This window comes from Marinobacter sp. MIT932201 (genome assembly GCF_047123295.1).
Taxonomy (GTDB): domain Bacteria; phylum Pseudomonadota; class Gammaproteobacteria; order Pseudomonadales; family Oleiphilaceae; genus Marinobacter; species Marinobacter salsuginis.
Window position 1 is genome coordinate 1,985,304 of record NZ_CP138917.1, and the last position, 20,265, is coordinate 2,005,568.

Genomic DNA, 20,265 nt, shown 5'->3' on the forward strand with positions numbered 1-20,265 from the left:
CGAACTAAGGATCTGTAATGTCAACTGAGATTAAAGCCCCCGTTTTCCCGGAGTCGGTCGCGGAAGGTACTGTCGCGACCTGGCACAAACAGCCGGGTGAAGCCTGCTCCCGTGACGAGCTGATTGTCGATATCGAGACCGACAAGGTCGTTCTTGAGGTGGTTGCGCCTGCTGACGGCGTGATCGAAGAAATCATCAAGAACGAAGGCGATACCGTTGAAAGTGGTGAGGTAGTCGGCAAGTTCAAGGAAGGTGCCAAGGGCGAGGCCAAGCCTGCCGAGGGCAAGAAAGAAGAGGCCAAGGAAGAGGCTCCGAAAGAAGAGGCCAAGAGTGAAGCCGCTTCCGGCGAAGCGATTCTGAGCCCGGCAGCGCGCAAGCTGGCCGAGGAAAACAACGTTGATCCGAACAGCATCAAGGGTACCGGCAAAGATGGCCGTGTAACCAAGGAAGACGTTCAGAACCACGTGGACAGTGCCAAGTCCTCCGGTGGTGCTTCCGCGCCCCAGCCTGCGGCGGGTATGCCGGAAGTGAACGTCAGCCAGGGCGAGCGTCCAGAGAAGCGCGTGCCGATGACCCGATTGCGTGCGAGCATCGCCAAGCGTCTGGTCAATGCGCAGCAGAGTGCAGCCATGCTGACCACCTTCAACGAGGTGAACATGGCGCCAATCATGGAACTTCGCAAGCAGTACCAGGAGAGCTTTGTAAAGCGTCATGGTATTAAGCTTGGCTTTATGTCCTTCTTCACCAAGGCGGCCACCGAAGCCCTGAAGCGGTTCCCCGCGGTAAACGCGTCCATTGATGGTAACGACATGGTTTACCACGGTTACCAGGATATCGGCGTGGCCGTATCCACGGATCGTGGTCTGGTCGTTCCGGTACTCCGCGATTCCGACGCCATGGGCCTGGCCGACATCGAGAAGAAGATCGTTGAATACGGTACCAAGGCGAAAGAGGGCAAGCTGGCCATTGAAGACATGACCGGTGGTACCTTTACGATTACCAACGGCGGCATCTTCGGCTCGCTGATTTCCACACCGATCCTGAACCCGCCACAGACTGCAATCCTGGGCATGCACAAGATTCAGGAGCGTCCGATGGCCGTGAACGGCAAGGTGGAAATTCTGCCGATGATGTACCTGGCGCTTTCTTACGACCACCGAATGATTGATGGCAAGGAAGCGGTGCAGTTCCTCGTTGCCATCAAGGAAATGCTTGAAGACCCGGCACGTATTCTGCTGGACGTCTGAGTCGACTTTAAACGTATCGGAAAACGGGATTAACTATGTCTGATAAATACGACGTCATTGTTATTGGTGCGGGCCCGGGCGGCTATGTTGCTGCCATCAAGGCTGCCCAGCTGGGTCTCAAGACCGCGTGTGTCGAATCCTGGACCGCCGAAGACGGCAAGGCGCAGGTACTTGGCGGTACCTGCCTGAACGTGGGCTGTATTCCCTCCAAGGCACTGCTGGAGATTTCCCACAAGTTCGAGGAAACCACCCACGATTACGAGATGCAAGGCATCATCGCCAAGGATGTCAAGATGGACATCGGCAAGATGATGGAGCGCAAGGCTGGTATCGTGAAGCAGCTGACCGGCGGTATCGCCGGCCTGTTCAAGTCCAACGGCGTTACCTCCATCCACGGCCACGGCAAGTTGCTGGCCAACCGCAAAGTGGAAGTAACTGACAAGGACGGCAAGTCCAAGACCTACGAAGCCGAAAACATCATTCTGGCCACTGGTTCCAAGCCGATCCAGATTCCGCCTGCGCCGTTCGATGGCGAGTACATCGTGGATTCCGAGGGAGCCCTCGAGTTCACCGAAGTGCCCAAGCGTCTGGGTGTGATCGGTGCCGGTGTTATCGGCCTGGAGCTTGGCAGCGTCTGGGCACGTCTGGGCTCCGAGGTGACGGTCCTTGAAGCGGTGGATACCTTCCTGCCGGCGGTGGATCAGCAGGTTGCCAAGGACGCACTCAAGCAGTTCCAGAAGCAGGGTCTGAACATCGTCATGGGTGCTCGCATGACCGGCGCTGAAGTCAAACGCAAGCTGGTCAACGTTACCTATGAAGATTCCAAGGGCAAGCAAGAAGCCAAGTTTGACAAGCTGATTGTTGCCGTTGGACGTCGTCCGTACACCGATAACCTGCTTTCCGAGGATTCCGGTGTGCAGATGGACGAGCGCGGTTTCATCTTCGTGGATGACAACTGCAAGACCGAGGCGCCGGGTGTCTGGGCTATCGGTGACGTGGTCCGCGGCCCAATGCTGGCCCACAAGGCGTCCGAAGAGGGCATCATGGTTGCCGAGCGCATTGCCGGGCACAAGCCCCAGGTCAACTACGACTGCATCCCCAACGTGATCTACACCTCGCCGGAAGTTGCCTGGGTTGGCAAAACCGAAGAGCAGATGAAGGCAGAGGGTGAAGAGTACAACGTAGGTACCTTCCCGTTTGCGGCCAACGGTCGTGCCATGGCTGCAAACTCGGCGTCCGGTCTGGTCAAGATCATTGCCGACGCAAAAAACTGACCGCATTGTCGGTTTCCATGTAGTTGGTCCCCAGGCCTCTGAAATCGTTGCCCAGGGCGTAATCGCCATGGAATTCGGTTCCAGCGCCGAAGATCTGGCCCTGACCTGCTTTGCACATCCGACTCTGTCCGAGTCCGTGCACGAAGCAGCTCTGGCCGTCGGTGGTGGCGCGATTCATATCGCGAACCGCCGCAAGAAGAAGTAACGCAAACCAGGAATTTTTTAATTCGGGACATTAACTATGAATTTGCATGAATATCAGGGCAAGCAGCTTTTCGCTGAATATGGCCTGCCCGTATCCAAAGGCATTGCCTGTGATACTCCCAAGGAAGCAGTAGCAGCTGCTGACGAAATCGGCGGTGATGGCTGGGTAGTGAAGGCCCAGGTGCACGCAGGCGGCCGTGGTAAGGCTGGTGGCGTTAAGCTGGTCAAAAGCAAAGACGAGATCCGTGAGTTTGCCGAAAAGTGGTTGGGCAAGAACCTGGTAACCTACCAGACTGATGAAAATGGCCAGCCGGTCAGCAAGATTCTGGTTGAATCCCTCACCGACATCGACCAGGAACTGTACCTGGGCGCGGTCGTTGACCGTGGCACCCGTCGCATCGTGTTCATGGCCTCCACCGAGGGCGGTGTTGAGATCGAGAAGGTTGCCGAAGAGACCCCCGAGAAGATCCTGAAAGCCGAAATCGACCCGCTGGTTGGCGCTCAGCCGTACCAGGGCCGTGAGTTGGCCTTCAAGCTGGGCCTGGAAGGCAAGCAGATCGGTCAGTTCACCAAGATTTTCATTGGCCTGGCCAAGCTGTTCGAAGAGTGCGACCTCGCGCTGGTAGAGATCAACCCGCTGGTTATCACCCCGGCCGGTGACCTGCATTGCCTCGACGCCAAAGTTGGTGTTGACGGTAACGCCCTGTATCGCCAGAAGAAGATCCACGAGATGCACGATCCCTCCCAGGAAGATTCCCGGGAAGCGGAAGCGGCCAAGTGGGAGCTCAACTATGTGGCCCTGGAAGGCAACATTGGCTGCATGGTCAACGGTGCTGGTCTGGCAATGGGCACCATGGATATCATCAAGCTTTCTGGTGGCCAGCCTGCCAACTTCCTGGACGTTGGTGGCGGTGCAACCAAGGAGCGTGTTTCCGAAGCATTCAAGATCATCCTGTCTGACTCCAACGTCAAGGCGGTTCTGGTCAACATCTTCGGCGGTATCGTTCGCTGCGACATGATTGCAGAAGGCATCATCGGTGCCGTTAAGGAAGTCGGCGTCAAGGTTCCTGTTGTGGTTCGCCTTGAAGGCAACAACGCGGAGAAGGGTACTCAGGTACTCGCCGATAGCGGCCTGAACATCATTGCCGCTACCAGTCTGTCGAATGCGGCAGAGCAAGTTGTTAAAGCCGCAGGGGGTAAATAATGAGCATCCTGATTAACAAAGACACCAAGGTTATCTGTCAGGGCTTTACCGGCGCACAGGGCACCTTCCACTCAGAGCAGGCAATTGCCTACGGCACCAAGATGGTTGGCGGCGTTAGCCCCGGCAAGGGTGGCACTGAGCACCTCGGCCTTCCGGTGTTCAACACCGTTCGTGACGCCGTTGAAGCAACCGGCGCAGAGGCGACCGTTATCTACGTACCGGCGCCTTTCTGTAAAGACGCTATTATCGAAGCCGCGGATGCCGGCATTCAGCTGATCGTCTGTATCACTGAAGGTATCCCGACCATCGATATGCTGTACGCCAAGGAATACGTGGATCGCAAGGGCGTTCGCATGATTGGTCCCAACTGCCCGGGTGTTATCACTCCGGACGAGTGCAAGATCGGCATCATGCCTGGCCACATCCACAAGAAGGGCAAGGTTGGTATCGTGTCCCGCTCAGGTACCCTGACTTACGAAGCGGTCAAGCAGACCACCGACTTCGGCTACGGTCAGTCCACCTGTATCGGTATCGGTGGCGACCCGATCCCGGGCTCGAACTTCATCGACATTCTGGCCCTGCTGCAGGAAGATCCTGAGACTGAAGCCATTGTGATGATTGGTGAGATCGGCGGTACCGCCGAAGAAGAAGCCGCGGCCTACATCAAGCAGAACGTCACCAAGCCGGTGGTTTCCTACATCGCTGGTGTTACTGCGCCTCCGGGCAAGCGCATGGGCCACGCTGGCGCCATCATCTCCGGTGGTAAGGGTACTGCAGACGAGAAGTTTGCCGCCCTGGAAGACGCTGGCGTTCGCACCGTCCGCAGTCTGGCCGAGATCGGCCAGGCCCTGAAGGAAGTCACTGGCTGGTAAGCTGGCCTTCTTTCAGCAAAAACCCCCGTTTCTGCCCTGCAGAGCGGGGGTTTTTTATTTATAATGCCGGGTCGCCTGAACTATGATGGCGGTTCCAATATCAAATAAGGAGTTCGTGCTTTGAGTTCTGTAGATTCCCAGCAAAGGGTTTTGTCCGGCATGCGTCCGACCGGCAAGCTTCACCTTGGCCACTACCACGGTGTGCTGAAAAACTGGGTTAAACTCCAGCATGAATTCGAATGCTTTTTCTTTGTGGCGGACTGGCACGCCCTGACCACCAACTATGACGACCCCTCCGGCATTGAGCAGAGCGTCTGGGACATGGTCATTGACTGGCTGGCGGCCGGTGTGAACCCGGGTTCGTCCACCATGTTTATTCAGTCACAGGTACCCGAGCACGCAGAATTGCACCTGTTGCTGTCGATGATTACGCCTCTCGGTTGGCTGGAACGTGTGCCGACCTTCAAGGACCAGCAGGAGAAGCTGCGGGAGAAGGATCTGGCGACCTACGGATTTCTGGGTTACCCGTTGCTTCAGAGTGCAGACATTCTGGTTTACCGGGCAGGGAAGGTACCGGTCGGTGCCGATCAGGTGTCCCATGTTGAAATCACCCGGGAGATCGCCCGTCGCTTCAACCATATATACGGTCGTGAGCCCGGATTCGAGGAGCAGGCAGAAGGCGCCATCGTGAAGATGGGCAAGAAAAACGCCAAGCTGTACCGCAATCTGAAGAAGCGCTACCAGGAAGAGGGCGACATGGACGCCCTGGAAACTGCTCGTGCGCTGTTGAAAGAACAGCAGAACATCTCCCTGGGCGATCGCGAGCGTCTGTACGGCTACATCGAGGGTGGTGGCAAGGTGATTCTGCCAGAGCCGCAGCCGCTGTTGACACCGGAGTCCAAGTTGCCGGGTCTGGATGGGCAGAAAATGTCCAAGTCCTACAACAACTATATTGGACTGCGGGAGGAGCCGGACAGCGTTGCCCAGAAGGTCCGCACCATGCAGACCGATCCCCAGCGAGTCCGGCGTACGGATCCGGGTGAACCCGAGAAATGCCCGGTGTGGGGGATGCACAAGATCTATTCGGACGCGGACACCCAGGAGTGGGTACAGACCGGTTGTCGCAGTGCCGGCATTGGCTGCCTTGATTGCAAGAAGCCGTTGATTGACGCGATTGTCGAAGAGCAGCGTCCGCTCCACGAGCGCGCGCGTGAGTATGAGGGCAACCCGGACCTGGTTCATTCCATTCTCCAGGAAGGTCGCGAACACGCCCGCGATGCTGCCAGAGATACCCTTGAGGAAGTCCGGGCGGCCATGGGGCTTCATTACCGCTGAATCCGCAGGAATCGGTCCCGCGGGCACAGAGCCGCGGGACCGATCCGGAGAGAAAGGTTATGACCGAAGAATCCACCGATCAGGCGACGCCGGAAGCTCAGGACGCCGGCCCGGAGCAATCGCCCCTGGCGCTGGTGTCCGGCAAGCCGGTGGTGGATCTTCCCAAGGACCTGTACATTCCGCCGGATGCTCTGGCGGTCTTCCTTGAAGCGTTTGAAGGCCCGCTGGACCTTCTGCTGTACCTAATACGTCGCCAGAACATGAACATACTGGACATCGACGTCAGCGAGATTACCCGGCAATACATGGATTACATCGGTGCCGTCGAGGCCATGCGCTTTGAACTGGCTGCCGAATATCTGGTGATGGCGGCCACCCTGGCGGAAATCAAATCGCGGATGCTGTTACCTCGCCAGGAAAGCGACGATGAAGAAGAGGTCGATCCTCGTGCCGAACTGATTCGTCGGCTTCAGCAGTATGAACGGTTCAAGCAGGCCGCCGAGGATATCGACGAACTGCCGCGGCTGGAGCGGGATAACTTCGCAGCCTCCGCCGCCCTGCCCAGGATGCCGTCAAGTCAGCCCCATCCCGATGTGGATCTGAGGGAGATGCTGCTGGCCCTTCAGGGTGTTTTACAGCGCGCAGACCTGTTCACCAGTCACCATGTTGAGCGTGAGAAGCTGTCCACCCGTGAACGCATGTCGGCAATCCTTTCGGTGCTTCAGGATGACCATTTTGTGACCTTTGAGAGCCTGTTCACGGTCGAAGAGGGGCGGCTGGGTGTTGTTGTAACCTTCCTGGCGACGCTTGAGCTGGTCAAGGAGCAGTTGATCGAGGTGGTTCAGGCGGAAGTTCTCGGGCCGATTCATGTTCGCGCCAGGGCGGCAAGTTAGGGCCCCTGGAAGTCGGAAGCACGGAAATACGGATCAGACACCATGAACGAAGAGCACCTGCTGAGAATCCAGGCAATTGCCGAGGCCGCCCTGCTGGCGGCGGGCAAACCGCTGTCTCTTGACCAGCTGCGGGAATTGTTCAGTGAAGAGGAGCGGCCGGCGCGACAGGTCATGGAGCACGTCATGGTGCTTCTTGAAGCGGCCTGTGAAGGGCGAGGCTTCGAGCTGAAGAAGGTCGCCAGTGGCTACCGACTCCAGGTGCGTGAGGAGTATGCGCCCTGGGTGGGTCGACTGTTCGAGGAAAAGCCCCAGCGTTATTCACGGGCCTTGCTGGAGACCCTGGCACTGATTGCTTACCGACAGCCCATCACCCGGGGTGAAATCGAAGACATCCGGGGTGTTACGGTAAGCAGCAATATCATTCGTACACTGCTTGAGCGAGAGTGGGTGCGCGTCGTTGGGCATCGGGATGTGCCGGGTCGGCCGGCCATGTACGCGACCACGAAACAATTCCTGGATTACTTTAATCTCACGGGCCTGGACCAGCTACCGCCCCTGAATGAAGTCCGCGATCTTGAAGAAATCGGCCGGGAAATTGAAAAGAACATGCAGGGTGAGATCGAGTTCGAATCCACGACTGCCGAGAACGACGACGAATCTTCGAGCCAGACACTTCACTGACGCCATTCGGGTGTCAGTCAGAAACTAAGGATTGATTACATGGCGGCAGAACGCCCCAACAAACCAGCCAGACCCGCCCGTGACCCAGCCAGTCAGGGCGGCCCTGAGCGTATTCAGAAATTGCTCGCCCGGGCAGGTGTTGGTTCGCGCCGGGAAATCGAGGGCTGGATGGAAGCCGGTCGTCTCCTGGTCAATGGACAACCGGTGGCACCAGGGCAGAAGGCGTCCGTTGAGGACCGTTTCGAGCTCGATGGCAAACGACTGGAAGTGTCCGGCGCGGCTGAAGTGATGCGACGGGTGCTGATCTATAACAAGCCCGAGGGCGAGGTCACGACCCGAAAGGACCCTGAGGGCAGACCGACGGTGTTTGATCGTTTGCCACGCCTTAAAGAGCATCGATGGATTTCCATTGGCCGGCTTGATATCAACACCACTGGCCTGGTGCTTTTTACCACAGACGGAGAGTTGGCGAACCGGCTGATGCATCCTTCCAACCAGATTGACCGGGAATACGCGGTACGTATCTTTGGGGAAGTGGACGACGCCATGATTGAGCGACTGCTTCAGGGCGTTCTGCTGGAAGATGGCATGGCCAAGTTCACCGATATCTCTCCGGCCGGTGGCAGCGGTATGAATCGCTGGTTCCACGTTACCCTGCTGGAAGGGCGCAATCGGGAGGTGCGTCGCCTGTGGGAATCGCAGGGCGTTCGTGTCAGTCGGCTGAAACGCGTGCGTTACGGGCCGATCTTTCTGCCGAGCAGGCTGACCGTGGGAAAATGGGAAGAGCTGGATCAGCGGGCGGTAGATACCCTCAGTCGAACCGTTGGTCTCGAGTCGGTCGAGATTCCCCAGAAAACGCCAAACGAAAAGGCAGCCCACGATCGCCAGAGGCGAAAAAGCCCTGGCCGGTCCGGAAAGAAAACTCCTGGCAATAAATGGGCGGTCAGCGACACCAAGCCCGCCAGGCCCGCCGGGCGTGCTCCCAGGCCAGAGAGAGCCCGAAGCAAAACGCCGCGCGGTTAAGCGTTACGAAATGGTGGCAAACACCCGGGTGCAGTTACGACCCTGGTGTTTGGCACGATAGAGCGCTTCGTCAGCCCTGGCCAGCCAGGCCTGAGGGGCTTCCTGGGGCAGAAACGTAGCAACGCCACAGCTGGTTGTGACTTTCAGCTCCTTTTCTCCGCCATCCACCCGGATGGCCGCGATCGCTTTGCGAACCCGCTCCGCCACATCTTTTGCATCCTGCTCCGAGGTATGCGGAAGCAGGATGGCAAATTCCTCGCCACCAAAGCGATACACTGAATCAGATGTGCGGATGGACTTCTCGATCTCCGCCGCCGCGATCTGAAGGATATGGTCGCCTACCACGTGACCGTGTGTGTCGTTGATCGTTTTGAAATGATCCAGGTCGCAGAGCACAAGTGAATATGGTTCGCCATGTCTTTCCGACAACAGGCTGGAGCGCTGAAGCGCGTCATCCAGGGCGCGTTTGTTGGGAATGCCGGTCAGGGAATCGGTCAGAGACGCCTGCTCAATGGCGACGTACTGGCAGGCGTTACGAATCGGGCAGATGGCCGCGCCCAGAATTATCTCGATGCCCTCTAGCTCCTGTTCGGTGAACCTCTGACGGCGTTGCAGCACAAGAGTCCCGTAATTGACGCCCTCAAGGCTCAGACGATACTCGCAGCGGTGCGGGCCGCCCATGCCGGTGGCATAGACGAAATCCTGTTTACCGATCCGGTGGCGGTAGTTGAGGGAACTGAACGGGATAATGGCGACCAGTTCTTCGGCCAGGATGGCCAGCTGTTGCTCCAGCGACAGGGTAGTCGAGAGCCGTCGTGTCAGTCTTGCGAGCACATCCGGCGTATTGGTCCAGTCCTGATGTGCCTGACGCAGCGCAGCCAGTTTCTGGGGCTGGGAAGGAGACTGATGGATCGACGGTATGTTTTTCACTACGGTTCACTCTGTCGCAGAAATTTACAGTGCTTTCGGGGTCAAAAGCAGAAACCGTGCCTACTTAAAAAATAACAATAAAAACAGATGCTAATGAACTATTTTTCACTCAATTTATGATTTTTCCGCGGTAGTTCAGGAATTGCTGTCAAAAAACCGGCAGTGATTTGCCGTGATGCGTTCCTGACCGCTCAAAATGTCAGACAAGGGGTGGGGCTATAGATTCCCTGTGGTAAACTTCTGCGTTTGAAATCGTGCCGTCTTCAGGAATGAGTGACCAACTTTATGAGGTTTCAGGCCCCGGAAAGTCTGTCTGAACAAATTGCCCAGCATCTGGGGCAAAGAATCATCACGCGAGATCTCAAACCCGGCGAACGCATTCAGGAACTGAAAGTGTCGGGTGAACTGAATGTCAGCCGTGGCTCTGTGCGGGAAGCGCTACTTATTCTGGAGCGCCGCCATCTGATCGAAATTTTCCCGAGGCGGGGCGCGGTTGTCTCCAGCCTGACGCCCGAGAGCGTCAACAGCCTCTACGATATCTACATCGATCTTCTCTGCATGCTCGGACGAAAGGTACTTGAACGTTGGTCCGGCAAAGAGCTTGGTGGTGTCATGGGTCAGGTCCGTGAACTGCAGGCGGTCATTGACGCCCTCAACGCGACCAGCGCTGACGCTGCCGAGCAGGTCATCGACGCCGGATTCGGGGTAATGCGCTACGCCTATGGGCTGGTTGAGAACCCCTTTCTTGAGGAAACTCTCGAGAACTTCCGGCCGGCCATCAGCCGAACCTATTTTGTGGCGTTGGAGCACTTCCGGGAAGAAATCGGGGAAACCGCGACCTTCTTCCGGCAGTTGGCCGAGGCTGCCGTTGATGACGACGCCGAACGATTGCAAGCGGTCATACAGGCCTTTGGTGAACACCAGCGGCAGCAGGTGTTGACGATTCTCCGGCAGGAGGCGAGCGCCTGATATGCGTCTGAAGTCCATCAAACTGGCTGGCTTCAAATCCTTCGTTGATCCAACCACTGTGCCGTTCCCATCGAACATGACTGCCGTGGTCGGCCCCAATGGGTGCGGCAAGTCCAACATCATCGATGCGGTGCGTTGGGTCATGGGGGAGAGCTCCGCCAAGTACCTGCGCGGCGAATCCATGACAGACGTTATCTTCAACGGCTCCAGCGCAAGAAAGCCGGTAGGTCAGGCCTCCATAGAACTGGTGTTCGATAACAGCGATGGCTCGGCCCCGGGTGAATTTGCGAAATTCAACGAAATCTCTGTTCGCCGCCGGGTTTCTCGCGAAGGGCAATCCGAATACTTCCTGAACGGCTCCAAGTGCCGGCGTCGGGACATTACCGATCTGTTCCTGGGGACTGGCCTTGGCCCGCGGAGCTACGCCATTATCGAGCAGGGCATGATCTCCCGCCTGATCGAGGCAAAACCGGAAGAGCTCCGGATCTACATTGAGGAAGCGGCCGGCATCTCAAAATACAAGGAACGTCGCCGGGAAACGGAGAATCGCATCCGTCGGACCCAGGAAAATCTGGAACGGCTGACCGACCTCAGGGAGGAGCTGGGCCGACAACTGCAGCACCTGGAGCGCCAGGCGGCAGCGGCGGAAAAGTACAAGGCTTACAAGCAGGAAGAGCGCCAGAAGAAAGCCGAACTGACGGTACTGCGCTGGCAATCCCTCGACAATGACCTGCAGGTCTGGCGGGGCAAGATCCGGGACACCGAGCTTGAGCTCGAAAAATACCTGACCGAACGCGTCAGCCTTGAGACCTCTCTCGAATCCCTCCGGGACAATCATCAGGAACGGACCGAACATTTCAACCGGGCCCAGGCACGCTATTACGAGGCCGGCGCGGATATCGCCCGTATCGAACAGAGTCTTGAGCACCAGCGCGAACGGAGCCGGCAGATGGCCGCGGAACTGGATCAGGCCATGGCCAACCAGCGCGAACTGGCCAGGGAACTGGAGCAAGACGAGGACAAGCTGGCGGGTATCCAGGAAGAGCTGGACATGATGGAGCCCGAACAGGAAGCGTTGGCGATACGCTCTGAAGAGTCGGGCGAGAAACTGCAGCAGGCCGAAGACGCCATGAGCGACTGGCAGCACCAATGGGAAGATTTCAGCGCCCGCTCGTCGGATGCCCGGCGCCAGGCCGAGTTGGCCCAGTCCAGGATTCGCTCGCTCGAAGACGCCATTGAGCAACTGCTCACTCGGCAACGCAAACTGCAGGATGAGCAGGAATTGCTGGAAGGCCAGATGGATCGGGCGGAACTTGAGGAGCTGCTGGAACAGCAAGAAACACTGGAGCTTAAACGGGAAGAAGCGGCTGAGCGCATTGCGGCGATCCAGGATGAGCTCTACGACGCCCGGCAGCATCAGCGTGACGCCGAGCAGGCCGTCTCGGAGGAGCGGCAACGGGTCCAGAGCCTTCGCGCCTCTCTGGAGTCCCAGCAGTCCCTTCTGGATGAGCAGATGGGGGCCGGGGATGATGTTCTGCAATCCTGGCTGTCACAGAACGCCCTCAGCGATATGCCCCGGGTTGCCAGCCAGCTCGATATTGCCGATGGCTGGGAGTTTGCGGTTGAACAGGTTATCGGGCGTTTTACCCAGGGCCTCTGTCTCCCCGACATCGACCAGCTCTCCTCGGCGATGAGAGAAGCGCCAAGGGGCCTGGCACTTGTTGAAGCCGGGGCGTCTGATAATGCTGGAACAACAGGCCTGGCGGCCAAGGTTTCCGGTGTGCCAGGAATTGCCTCGTTGCTTCATGGCATTGACGCGGTGGAAACGGTTTCCGATGCCATGGGTATGCGAGCCGGGCTCCAGAAAGGGCAGAGCCTGATGACCCCGGAAGGCGTCTGGGTTTCCCGGGATTGGGTATTGATGCCGGACTCGGACGCAGGCCAGGTCGGGGTGATTGAACGACAAAAGAAAGTTACCGAATTGGCTTCGCAACTGACAGAGGCTGAGGAAGCACTGGAGGCGGCCAGCGAGAAACTGGACGCATTGCACGAGCGCGCAGAGCGCTCCGAATCTGCCCGGGATGAGGCCCAGGCCCGTTTGAGCGAGGCAGACCGCGAGCTGAGCTCGCTGTCGTCGAGAGTCAGCGGCCTGCGAGCCCGAGCCGAGCAGATTGACGCCCGTCTGCAGAGAATCCGGGACGATATCGAGGATGTCTCTGAAAACCTGGAGGGCCAGAAAGAGAGCCTGCAGGAGGCTCGGGAAGAATGGCAGCTGGCGCTGGCGTCCAGTGAAGACAGCGATGAAGAAAAAGAGCGGCTTCTCGAGCAGCGGGACAGCCTGCGCGAGAACCTCGACCGTCTGCGCCAGGAGGCCCGGCACGACCGTGACCACGCGCATCAGTTGCAGCTTCAGCTCCAGACTCTGCACAGTCAGCGGGACGGTCTGAGGCAGACAATTGACCGGATGCAGTTGCAGAAAGAGCGTATCGATGAGCGACTGGAGATTCTGAGGGAATCCCGGGAAAGCGCCGAGGAACCCATTGAAGATCTGCAGATGCAGCTTGAAGGCCTGCTGGATCGCCGATTGGCGGAAGAGGAGAAGCTGGGCGCGGCGCGCGACGCCCTGGAAGAGATCGACCGTGAGGTCCGGGAGAAAGAGCAGGGCCGAAGCGGCACCGATCACCGCATCCAGGAAGTCCGGTCCAGGCTGGAACAGCTGAAGATGGAATCCCAGGCCCTGGAAATCCGCTCTGGCAATCATATCGAGCAGCTCAAGGAGCTGGACGTAAAACTCCAGGACATTCTTTCGCAGTTGCCTGAAGGTGCGAATGAGAAAGATTGGGCTGACGAGCTGGAGCGCATCGGCAACCGGATACAACGGCTGGGCGCCATCAACCTCGCGGCTATCGAGGAGTACCAGGTACAGAGCGAGCGCAAGACCTACCTGGATTCCCAGCACGAAGATCTGATGGAAGCCCTGGAAACACTCGACAATGCGATCCGGAAGATCGACCGGGAGACCCGTCAACGCTTCAAGGAAACCTTCGATCAGGTGAACGGTGGCCTCCAGGCGCTCTTCCCGAAGGTGTTTGGAGGTGGTAATGCCTATCTGGAGCTTACCGGCGAGGATCTTCTGGAAACCGGCGTTGCGATCATGGCCCGGCCTCCTGGCAAGAAGAACAGCACCATCCATCTGTTGTCAGGTGGTGAAAAGGCCCTCACGGCGATTGCTTTGGTGTTCTCGATTTTTCAGCTGAACCCGGCACCCTTCTGTATGCTGGATGAGGTGGATGCACCGTTGGATGATGCCAACGTGGGTCGCTATGCCAATATGGTCAAGGAGATGTCGAAGCAGGTTCAGTTCATCTACATTACCCACAACAAGATTGCGATGGAGATGGCGGATCAGTTGATGGGGGTCACCATGCATGAACCGGGATGTTCGCGGCTGGTGTCGGTAGACGTGGACGAAGCCGCAGCCCTCGCGGAGGCTTGAGGCTGTTCAGAATTCGGGCAACCATGACAAAAACGCCATCTGGCCCGGGTGTGCGTTGTATTCATTACGGGCTTTTCTTAGAGTAGCAACGTTACGGGATCTGCAAACAGGACAGCAGCACTATGTCACTTAGGGAATGGTTAATTGCCATCGGTACCCTGGTTATAATCGGCATTGTCATTGATGGCGTGCGCCGGATGCGGCGCGCCCGTAAGGAATCCATGGCGATTTCATCCGGTATGGGCGCCGACGAGCTGGAGGATTCGCCACTCGACGACGAGTACAACCCCGAGTTGCCCAATGGCGGAGCACGAACCATTTCCCGCGATACCCTCGAAGAACGGGGCTATGTGAAGCGGGAAAAGCCCAGCCGATTCGCGTCCCCAAAGCCCAAGCCGACCCGTCCTGTCACCGCCACTGCCAAATCGGAGCAGCCCGAATCGTCAGAACCGGATCCACAACCGGAAACCGAACCCGTGGCTGAGCGCTACGAAGAGTCAGTGGAGTCGGAGCCCGATTTCGGACTTTCCAGTCAGGAGCCTGAGGAAACCGAGCTCGAATCCGGCTGGGGTGCCATTGAAGATGATGAGGAAGCCGTCCCGCCAACGGTCACGACCGAAGTGGAAGAGGACACTGCCCGGCGTGAGCCCTCCCGACCGTCGGCCGGTCAACCTCTGGCGGGCGCGAATCGCCCTGAGGCCAGGGAAGTGATCGTCATCAACGTGTTGGCGAAGAGCGACGAGGACTTCAAGGGGCCGGCGTTGAAGAAGCTGTTCGAAGCGTGCGGTCTGGAGCACGGAGACATGGACATATACCACCGCCATGAAGAATCCGATACCACCAGCCCTGTGCAGTTCAGTGTTGCCAACGCCGTGGAACCCGGCACATTCAAACCCGGGGATATGCCGGCCCTCACCACGCCCGGGATCAGCTTTTTCATGAGTATGCCGGGGCCCACCAATGCGCTGCAGGCATTCGACTTCATGCTCGAAACCGCCCAGGCAGTGGTACGTAACCTTGGCGGGGAACTGAAAGACGAGCGCCGAAGCGTGATGACCCCGCAAACGATCGAGCACTGCCGCCAGAGAATCCGCGAGTTTGAGCGTAAGCAGCGTTCCCAGAAAGTGTGAAACCAGGCGGTAACAGATGGCCCGATGCCCGGTTCGATCCGGGCATTTTTTTGAGAAACGAGAGTGCCAGTCCATGAGCAAAGCCACGCCCGATATTACCCAGCTTGTAGAAGAACTCCGTTCGGTTATTGATGATCACAACTACCGGTACTACGTGCTGGACGATCCCCGTATTCCCGATGCGGAATATGACAGGTTGTTCCGTGAGCTGCAGACCCTGGAAGCCGATTATCCGGAGCTGGCCTCAGATACGTCGCCCACCCGGCGGGTTGGCAGTGCCGCGGAAACCAGTTTCGAGGAGGTGGTTCACCGGCTGCCTATGTTGTCGCTGGACAACGCCTTCAATGAGGACGAACTGCGGGAATTCGATCGGAGGGTGAGGGACCGGCTGGGCATCAGCGAGGACGTGGAGTACGTGTGCGAACCCAAGCTCGATGGGCTGGCGGTCAGTCTGCACTACGAGAATGGCGCCCTCACCACTGCCGCAACCCGGGGTGATGGCTACTCCGGAGAGGACATCACCGCCAATATCCGAACGATCCCTTCGGTGCCATTGAAGCTGCGGGGCGAAGATGTGCCGGACCTTGTAGAGATCCGTGGCGAAGTTTACATGCCCAAGGACGGTTTCGAGCAACTGAACCGTCGACTGGCCGAGCGCGGAGAGAAAACCTTCGTAAACCCCCGGAACGCGGCGGCTGGCAGTCTCAGGCAGAAAAAGTCCACGGTAACGGCGAAGCGTCCGCTGGAAATGTGCGCCTACAGTGTTGCCGTGACGGACGAGAGCCTGTTGCCCGATACCCAGTGGGATGGCCTTCAGCGCGTTCAGAGTTGGGGTTTCCGGATCAATCCCGAGATGCGCAAGGCGAAAGGCGTGGAGGAGTGCCTTGAGGCCTACAGCGAGCTAATGGCCAAGCGGGACACGCTGCCATATGAAATTGACGGCATAGTGTTCAAGGTGAACCGCCTTGACCAGCAAAATGCCCTGGGTTTTGTCTCCAGGGCGCCGCGCTGGGCGATTGCCCACAAGTTCCCGGCGCAGGAAGAGCTCACCGTTATTGAGGATGTGGAGTTCCAGGTGGGTCGAACGGGTGCCGTTACCCCGGTGGCCCGTCTCAAGCCTGTGTTTGTCGGTGGCGTGACGGTCAGCAACGCCACTCTCCACAACATGGACGAAATCCGCCGGCTGGATGTTCGCATCGGCGATACCGTGTTTATCCGTCGCGCCGGTGATGTGATACCTCAGGTGGTCAAGGTGGTTCCCGAAAAGCGTCCGTCGGGCGCCAGGGAAGTGGAATTGCCCGCCCATTGCCCGGTCTGCGATTCCGACGTTATCCAGATTGAAGGGGAAGCGGTAGCCCGATGCTCTGGCGGCCTGTTCTGTCCGGCCCAGCGCAAAGAAGCCATCCGTCACTACGCTTCCCGGAAAGCCCTGGACATTGAAGGGCTGGGTGACAAATGGATCGACATCATGGTTGATCAGGGCATGGTAAAAACCGTGGCCGACCTTTATCACCTGACCACCGATGATCTGGTCAAACTTGAGCGGATGGGGGAGAAGTCGGCCGCCAACCTGGTCGCTGCCATCGATAAAGCCAGAAAACCCGTTCTATGGCGTTTTCTATACGCGCTTGGGATTCGCGAGGTGGGGGAGGCCACCGCCAAGGGCCTGGCTTCGCACTTCGGGACTCTCGAGGCCATTGCCGCCGCCGATGAAGAAAGCCTGCAGTCAGTTCCCGATGTCGGGCCGATTGTCGCTGGTCATATTCGCAGCTTCTTCGAACAGACCCATAACCGGGAAACCCTGGATGCCCTGCGGGACGCCGGCGTGGAGTGGCAGGAAGAGCAGATCCAGAAAGGGGACAAGCCCCTGAAAGGCCAAACCTGGGTGCTGACGGGCACGCTCTCCGGAATGACTCGTGACGAAGCCAAAGAAAAGCTGGAGTCTCTGGGAGCCAAGGTGGCCGGAAGCGTCTCCAAAAAGACCGCCTGCGTGGTAGCGGGCGAGGCCGCGGGTTCCAAGCTGGCGAAGGCCGAACAGTTGGAGGTCCCTGTCCTGGATGAGGCGGGCCTGGTTGCTCTGCTGCATGAGCATGGCGTGGATGCGGGCTAACCGAATCTGAGAACTCGCGCAGATCCCCTGCGTAACAAATTGGCTACCATGGCGTTGTTCTGTAACGGTGTGTAAACCGCCCGGTGTTTCTGCTTCACCCGGCGGTCGCTACCACAATAACAACGATTGAAACGGATTTTTCCATGGGCGCCGATTTTTACTCCCGCATTCATCCCGTTCGCCAACTTGTCTTTCTGGCCCTGCTTTCGCTCGGGCTCTCTGGCTGCAAGACGGAAAAAGATCCCGATCAGCCCACCATTCTCGGCGTGCCCCCGGTGTTTGCCTATCTCGGCGTTGAGTACTCCTACAACTTCGGGGCCTACGGTGGCGAGGACATCCTTGACTATTCCTTGACCAACGCGCCGTCCTGGCTGGCGCTCGAAGACACCAGTAACAAAGCCCGGCAGGGCATCATAATGCGTGGCGTTCCTGGGCTTACAGGCGGTAGCAGGGGAGAGGCAGACCTTGGCAAAACCGAAGATATCAACCTGGTAACAACCGATGGCCGCATGGCGGGCGCCCAACCGTTTGATATCGATGTTAAATACAACGTGATGTCCCTGGATGCCGAGCCGTTCACGGAGGGCGAAAGCCCGGAGATTCCGGCAAGCAATCGCGAACAATGCGCCTTGCCGGATCTGGAGACCGGCGGTGAGCACAGTTTTACCATTAATCTCTACAACGACGACGGCTCGGTCTCCGGCACCAAAGATCTGACACTTCCGACGCGCCGCGTTTTCGTCAAGGTAATCCTCGATCAACCGTCGGTTACCCGGGTTGCGGTCGCCTTTGAGCTGCTGTCTGATTATGACGCCTCCAGCTGCGACGTCGGATTCTCGCCTCCACACCAGAATTGCGATTACAGTGCCTCCAACGCTGGTGATGCCATTCTGGGCAAGGACATCGTTGGATTGGGCAGTAACAGTCCCGCACCGCTGGACGAAACCGGTGAGAATGAACTCGACTACATCGACTATGAGCTCGATGAGCAGGGCTTCTATACCCGGGGTGTCATCACCCTTGAGCCAGGTATTACCGAGTGTTATCTGCCGCTGGAAGTGGTCGAGGACAGTTTTGCTGAGCCGGTTGAATCCCTCAGGCTGGCTCTCACCGAAGTGCGCTCCGGTCTGGCGGGCCTCGGAAGCGGTAACGGTGGCGTCGTCACCAATCTTTCGATTCAGGATAACGAGCCCGTCCTGTCCCTCGAAACGGTAAAAGGTGGGGGCAGGGATACCCTGAACGTGGGTGATGTGCGCGAGTATGTTGCCACGCTTTCCGGCGACAGAGACCGGGATATTTTTGCCAAACTCAGCCATACCGAAGACTCTACGGCGAGGCTTGATTCCGAGTTCGTTATCGAGCGGTTGGAAGGCGGCAACTGGGTTGAGAACGACGAGCTGGTTTTCCCCGAGGGAACCGACGAAGTGCCATTCCGGATCCGGGTACCCGCGGGCAGCTACGCCAATCCGGCCTTCAGTGACCGATTCATATTGCTTGGCATCAATGAGAGTTTCCAGGCTGGCCGCGAGGACTACGCCCGGGCTAAATCTGACAACCTGCTCCGTATCAGCCTCAACGAGCTGACAACGCCCCTCGCGCTGAACGGCGGTAATGGCTTTGTTGCCACGGACCTTGCCATGGGGCACGACGGAAGGCTGTTTGTCGCAGGCTTCGACACTCAGGATAACAATAGGGTACTGGTGCGGATTTTCGACCAGCGCGGTGCCCAGTTACAGCAGGTGGCCATTTCCTCTGCCGGTGACAGCCTGATTTCGCCAGATCCGGTCATTAACGTGGTACAGCGTAAGGTGACCGAGGGTGGCACCAGAGTAGACCGATTTGAATTTGTCGTCGCGTACAGCACCGATCAACCGGTCGAGGGCACCACCGCACTCGGTGGCAAGGATGTTGTAACCTCCCTGTACTGGTTTGATTCCGCATCCAACGGTGGCGAATACGTTCCAACCTGGAAGACCCGGACCGGGACGGATGCCGACGATCAGGTGCGCTGGGCCGGAATAAACCGGGACACCGGCTATGTGGTGTTGGCAGGTGAAACCGATGGTGTTTTTGATCAGCAGCAGGCAGCGGGCGGCACGGACAGCTTTTTGCAGCGTATTGATACGGAGCTGGACGGCAATACCCAGCAGCCCGCGGTGGCATGGACCCGCCAAGTGGGGTCGGCTGCCGATGACAGCGTCGCCGGCGGCAGTATCGAGTCTATCAGCCCTGGGTTATTTGGCTCCGCGGCGGGCTCTGTGGAAGGCGTTCCGGTAATAGGAGGCATTGATGCTTTCTTCTACACCGCGTCCAGTGCAACCAGCGAACTCAGTGTCAAACAGGTGGGCACTGCCGGGGATGAACCGGTATCCAATGGTCTGTTCCAGGGCAGCACGCTCTGGCTGATAGGTGCCAGTGATGGGGTGTACTCTGTGCTGGAGCAGGAGGAAGAGGACCCTGAATTGGAGCGGGAGCTGCTCTCCAGTACGGCAGGGTTCCTTCTGGGTTACTCCTCCTCAGGCCTCGTGAGTCGTGCCTTTTCCCTGAATGATGAAAACGACCAGGCTACTGAAACACTTCAGGGCTTGACCGGTTTCGATGGTGACATGGTTGTTGCGGGTTCCACGAACGGAGATTTTGCCAGTGAAGGTGTCGTGTCGGGCATGGAGCAGGGCATTGTTGCCCGGGTATCGCTGGTTCCGGAAGCGGAGACTGAGGGTGAAGACACCGGCTTCAGAAACGACTGGCGCTATCAGCTTGCGGTGGACAACTCGGAAATAGTCGCTCTGACGAATTACCGGGAGGACGAGATCGTCGCGCTCAGCAGAACGGGCAGTGACTGGTACGTGCTTCTGTTCAGCCCCGAGGGTCAGCTGTTGACGCCACTGAACTAGCTG

Annotated in this window: 13 protein-coding genes and 1 pseudogene; 13 read left to right on the top strand and 1 reads right to left on the bottom strand. The window is 58.1% G+C overall.

The features are described from left to right. The first annotated feature begins 17 nt into the window (after positions 1-17). From odhB to rluB, 8 genes and pseudogenes are all read left to right on the top strand, one after another. Positions 18-1,247 (top strand): 2-oxoglutarate dehydrogenase complex dihydrolipoyllysine-residue succinyltransferase, encoded by a 1,230-nt coding sequence (gene odhB, locus SIC15_RS08960; protein WP_209397840.1) that lies wholly within the window; start codon positions 18-20, stop codon positions 1,245-1,247. A gap of 35 nt (positions 1,248-1,282) precedes the next feature. Next, a pseudogene (gene lpdA, locus SIC15_RS08965) lies at positions 1,283-2,726 on the top strand (dihydrolipoyl dehydrogenase). Between the two features lie 36 nt (positions 2,727-2,762). After that, a complete protein-coding gene (sucC, locus tag SIC15_RS08970) occupies positions 2,763-3,929 on the top strand; it encodes an ADP-forming succinate--CoA ligase subunit beta (protein ID WP_064228101.1) in 1,167 nt (388 codons plus the stop codon). Further along, a complete protein-coding gene (gene sucD / locus SIC15_RS08975; RefSeq protein WP_064228102.1) occupies positions 3,929-4,801 on the top strand; it encodes a succinate--CoA ligase subunit alpha in 873 nt (290 codons plus the stop codon). Before sucC ends, sucD begins: the two co-directional genes overlap by 1 nt. 159 nt (positions 4,802-4,960) lie before the next feature. Beyond that, positions 4,961-6,136 carry a tryptophan--tRNA ligase gene (locus SIC15_RS08980; protein WP_069185072.1) on the top strand — a complete coding sequence of 392 codons (1,176 nt, stop codon included), beginning with the start codon at positions 4,961-4,963 and terminating at the stop codon, positions 6,134-6,136. Between the two features lie 59 nt (positions 6,137-6,195). Then, on the top strand, positions 6,196-7,029 hold the full coding sequence (locus SIC15_RS08985; RefSeq protein ID WP_064228103.1) for a segregation and condensation protein A: 834 nt from the start codon (positions 6,196-6,198) through the stop codon (positions 7,027-7,029). Between the two features lie 42 nt (positions 7,030-7,071). Further along, entirely contained in the window at positions 7,072-7,710 is a 639-nt protein-coding gene (scpB, locus tag SIC15_RS08990) for an SMC-Scp complex subunit ScpB (RefSeq protein ID WP_064228104.1), read from the top strand. 39 nt (positions 7,711-7,749) lie between these two features. After that, positions 7,750-8,733 carry a 23S rRNA pseudouridine(2605) synthase RluB gene (rluB, locus tag SIC15_RS08995; RefSeq protein WP_222464365.1) on the top strand — a complete coding sequence of 328 codons (984 nt, stop codon included), beginning with the start codon at positions 7,750-7,752 and terminating at the stop codon, positions 8,731-8,733. A gap of 3 nt (positions 8,734-8,736) precedes the next feature. Here rluB and SIC15_RS09000 read toward each other — a convergent pair whose 3' ends face one another. Further along, positions 8,737-9,663: a GGDEF domain-containing protein gene (locus SIC15_RS09000; RefSeq protein WP_064228106.1), complete on the bottom strand. Its 927-nt coding sequence runs from the start codon at positions 9,661-9,663 to the stop codon at positions 8,737-8,739. A 285-nt stretch (positions 9,664-9,948) separates the two neighbouring features. Here SIC15_RS09000 and SIC15_RS09005 point away from each other — a divergent pair, with 285 nt between their 5' ends. From SIC15_RS09005 to SIC15_RS09025, 5 genes are all read left to right on the top strand, one after another. Next, positions 9,949-10,632 carry a GntR family transcriptional regulator gene (locus SIC15_RS09005; protein ID WP_064228107.1) on the top strand — a complete coding sequence of 228 codons (684 nt, stop codon included), beginning with the start codon at positions 9,949-9,951 and terminating at the stop codon, positions 10,630-10,632. A gap of 1 nt (position 10,633) precedes the next feature. Further along, the gene (gene smc, locus SIC15_RS09010) at positions 10,634-14,128 is read left to right on the top strand and encodes a chromosome segregation protein SMC (protein ID WP_412537499.1); all 3,495 of its coding nucleotides are present in this window, start codon (positions 10,634-10,636) and stop codon (positions 14,126-14,128) included. 122 nt (positions 14,129-14,250) lie between these two features. After that, positions 14,251-15,258 carry a cell division protein ZipA gene (gene zipA, locus SIC15_RS09015; RefSeq protein WP_412537500.1) on the top strand — a complete coding sequence of 336 codons (1,008 nt, stop codon included), beginning with the start codon at positions 14,251-14,253 and terminating at the stop codon, positions 15,256-15,258. 73 nt (positions 15,259-15,331) lie between these two features. Next, positions 15,332-17,368 (top strand): NAD-dependent DNA ligase LigA, encoded by a 2,037-nt coding sequence (gene ligA, locus SIC15_RS09020; RefSeq protein ID WP_412537501.1) that lies wholly within the window; start codon positions 15,332-15,334, stop codon positions 17,366-17,368. Positions 17,369-17,511: 143 nt separating this feature from the next. After that, the gene (locus SIC15_RS09025) at positions 17,512-20,262 is read left to right on the top strand and encodes a hypothetical protein (protein WP_412537502.1); all 2,751 of its coding nucleotides are present in this window, start codon (positions 17,512-17,514) and stop codon (positions 20,260-20,262) included. The last annotated feature ends 3 nt before the right edge of the window (positions 20,263-20,265 follow it).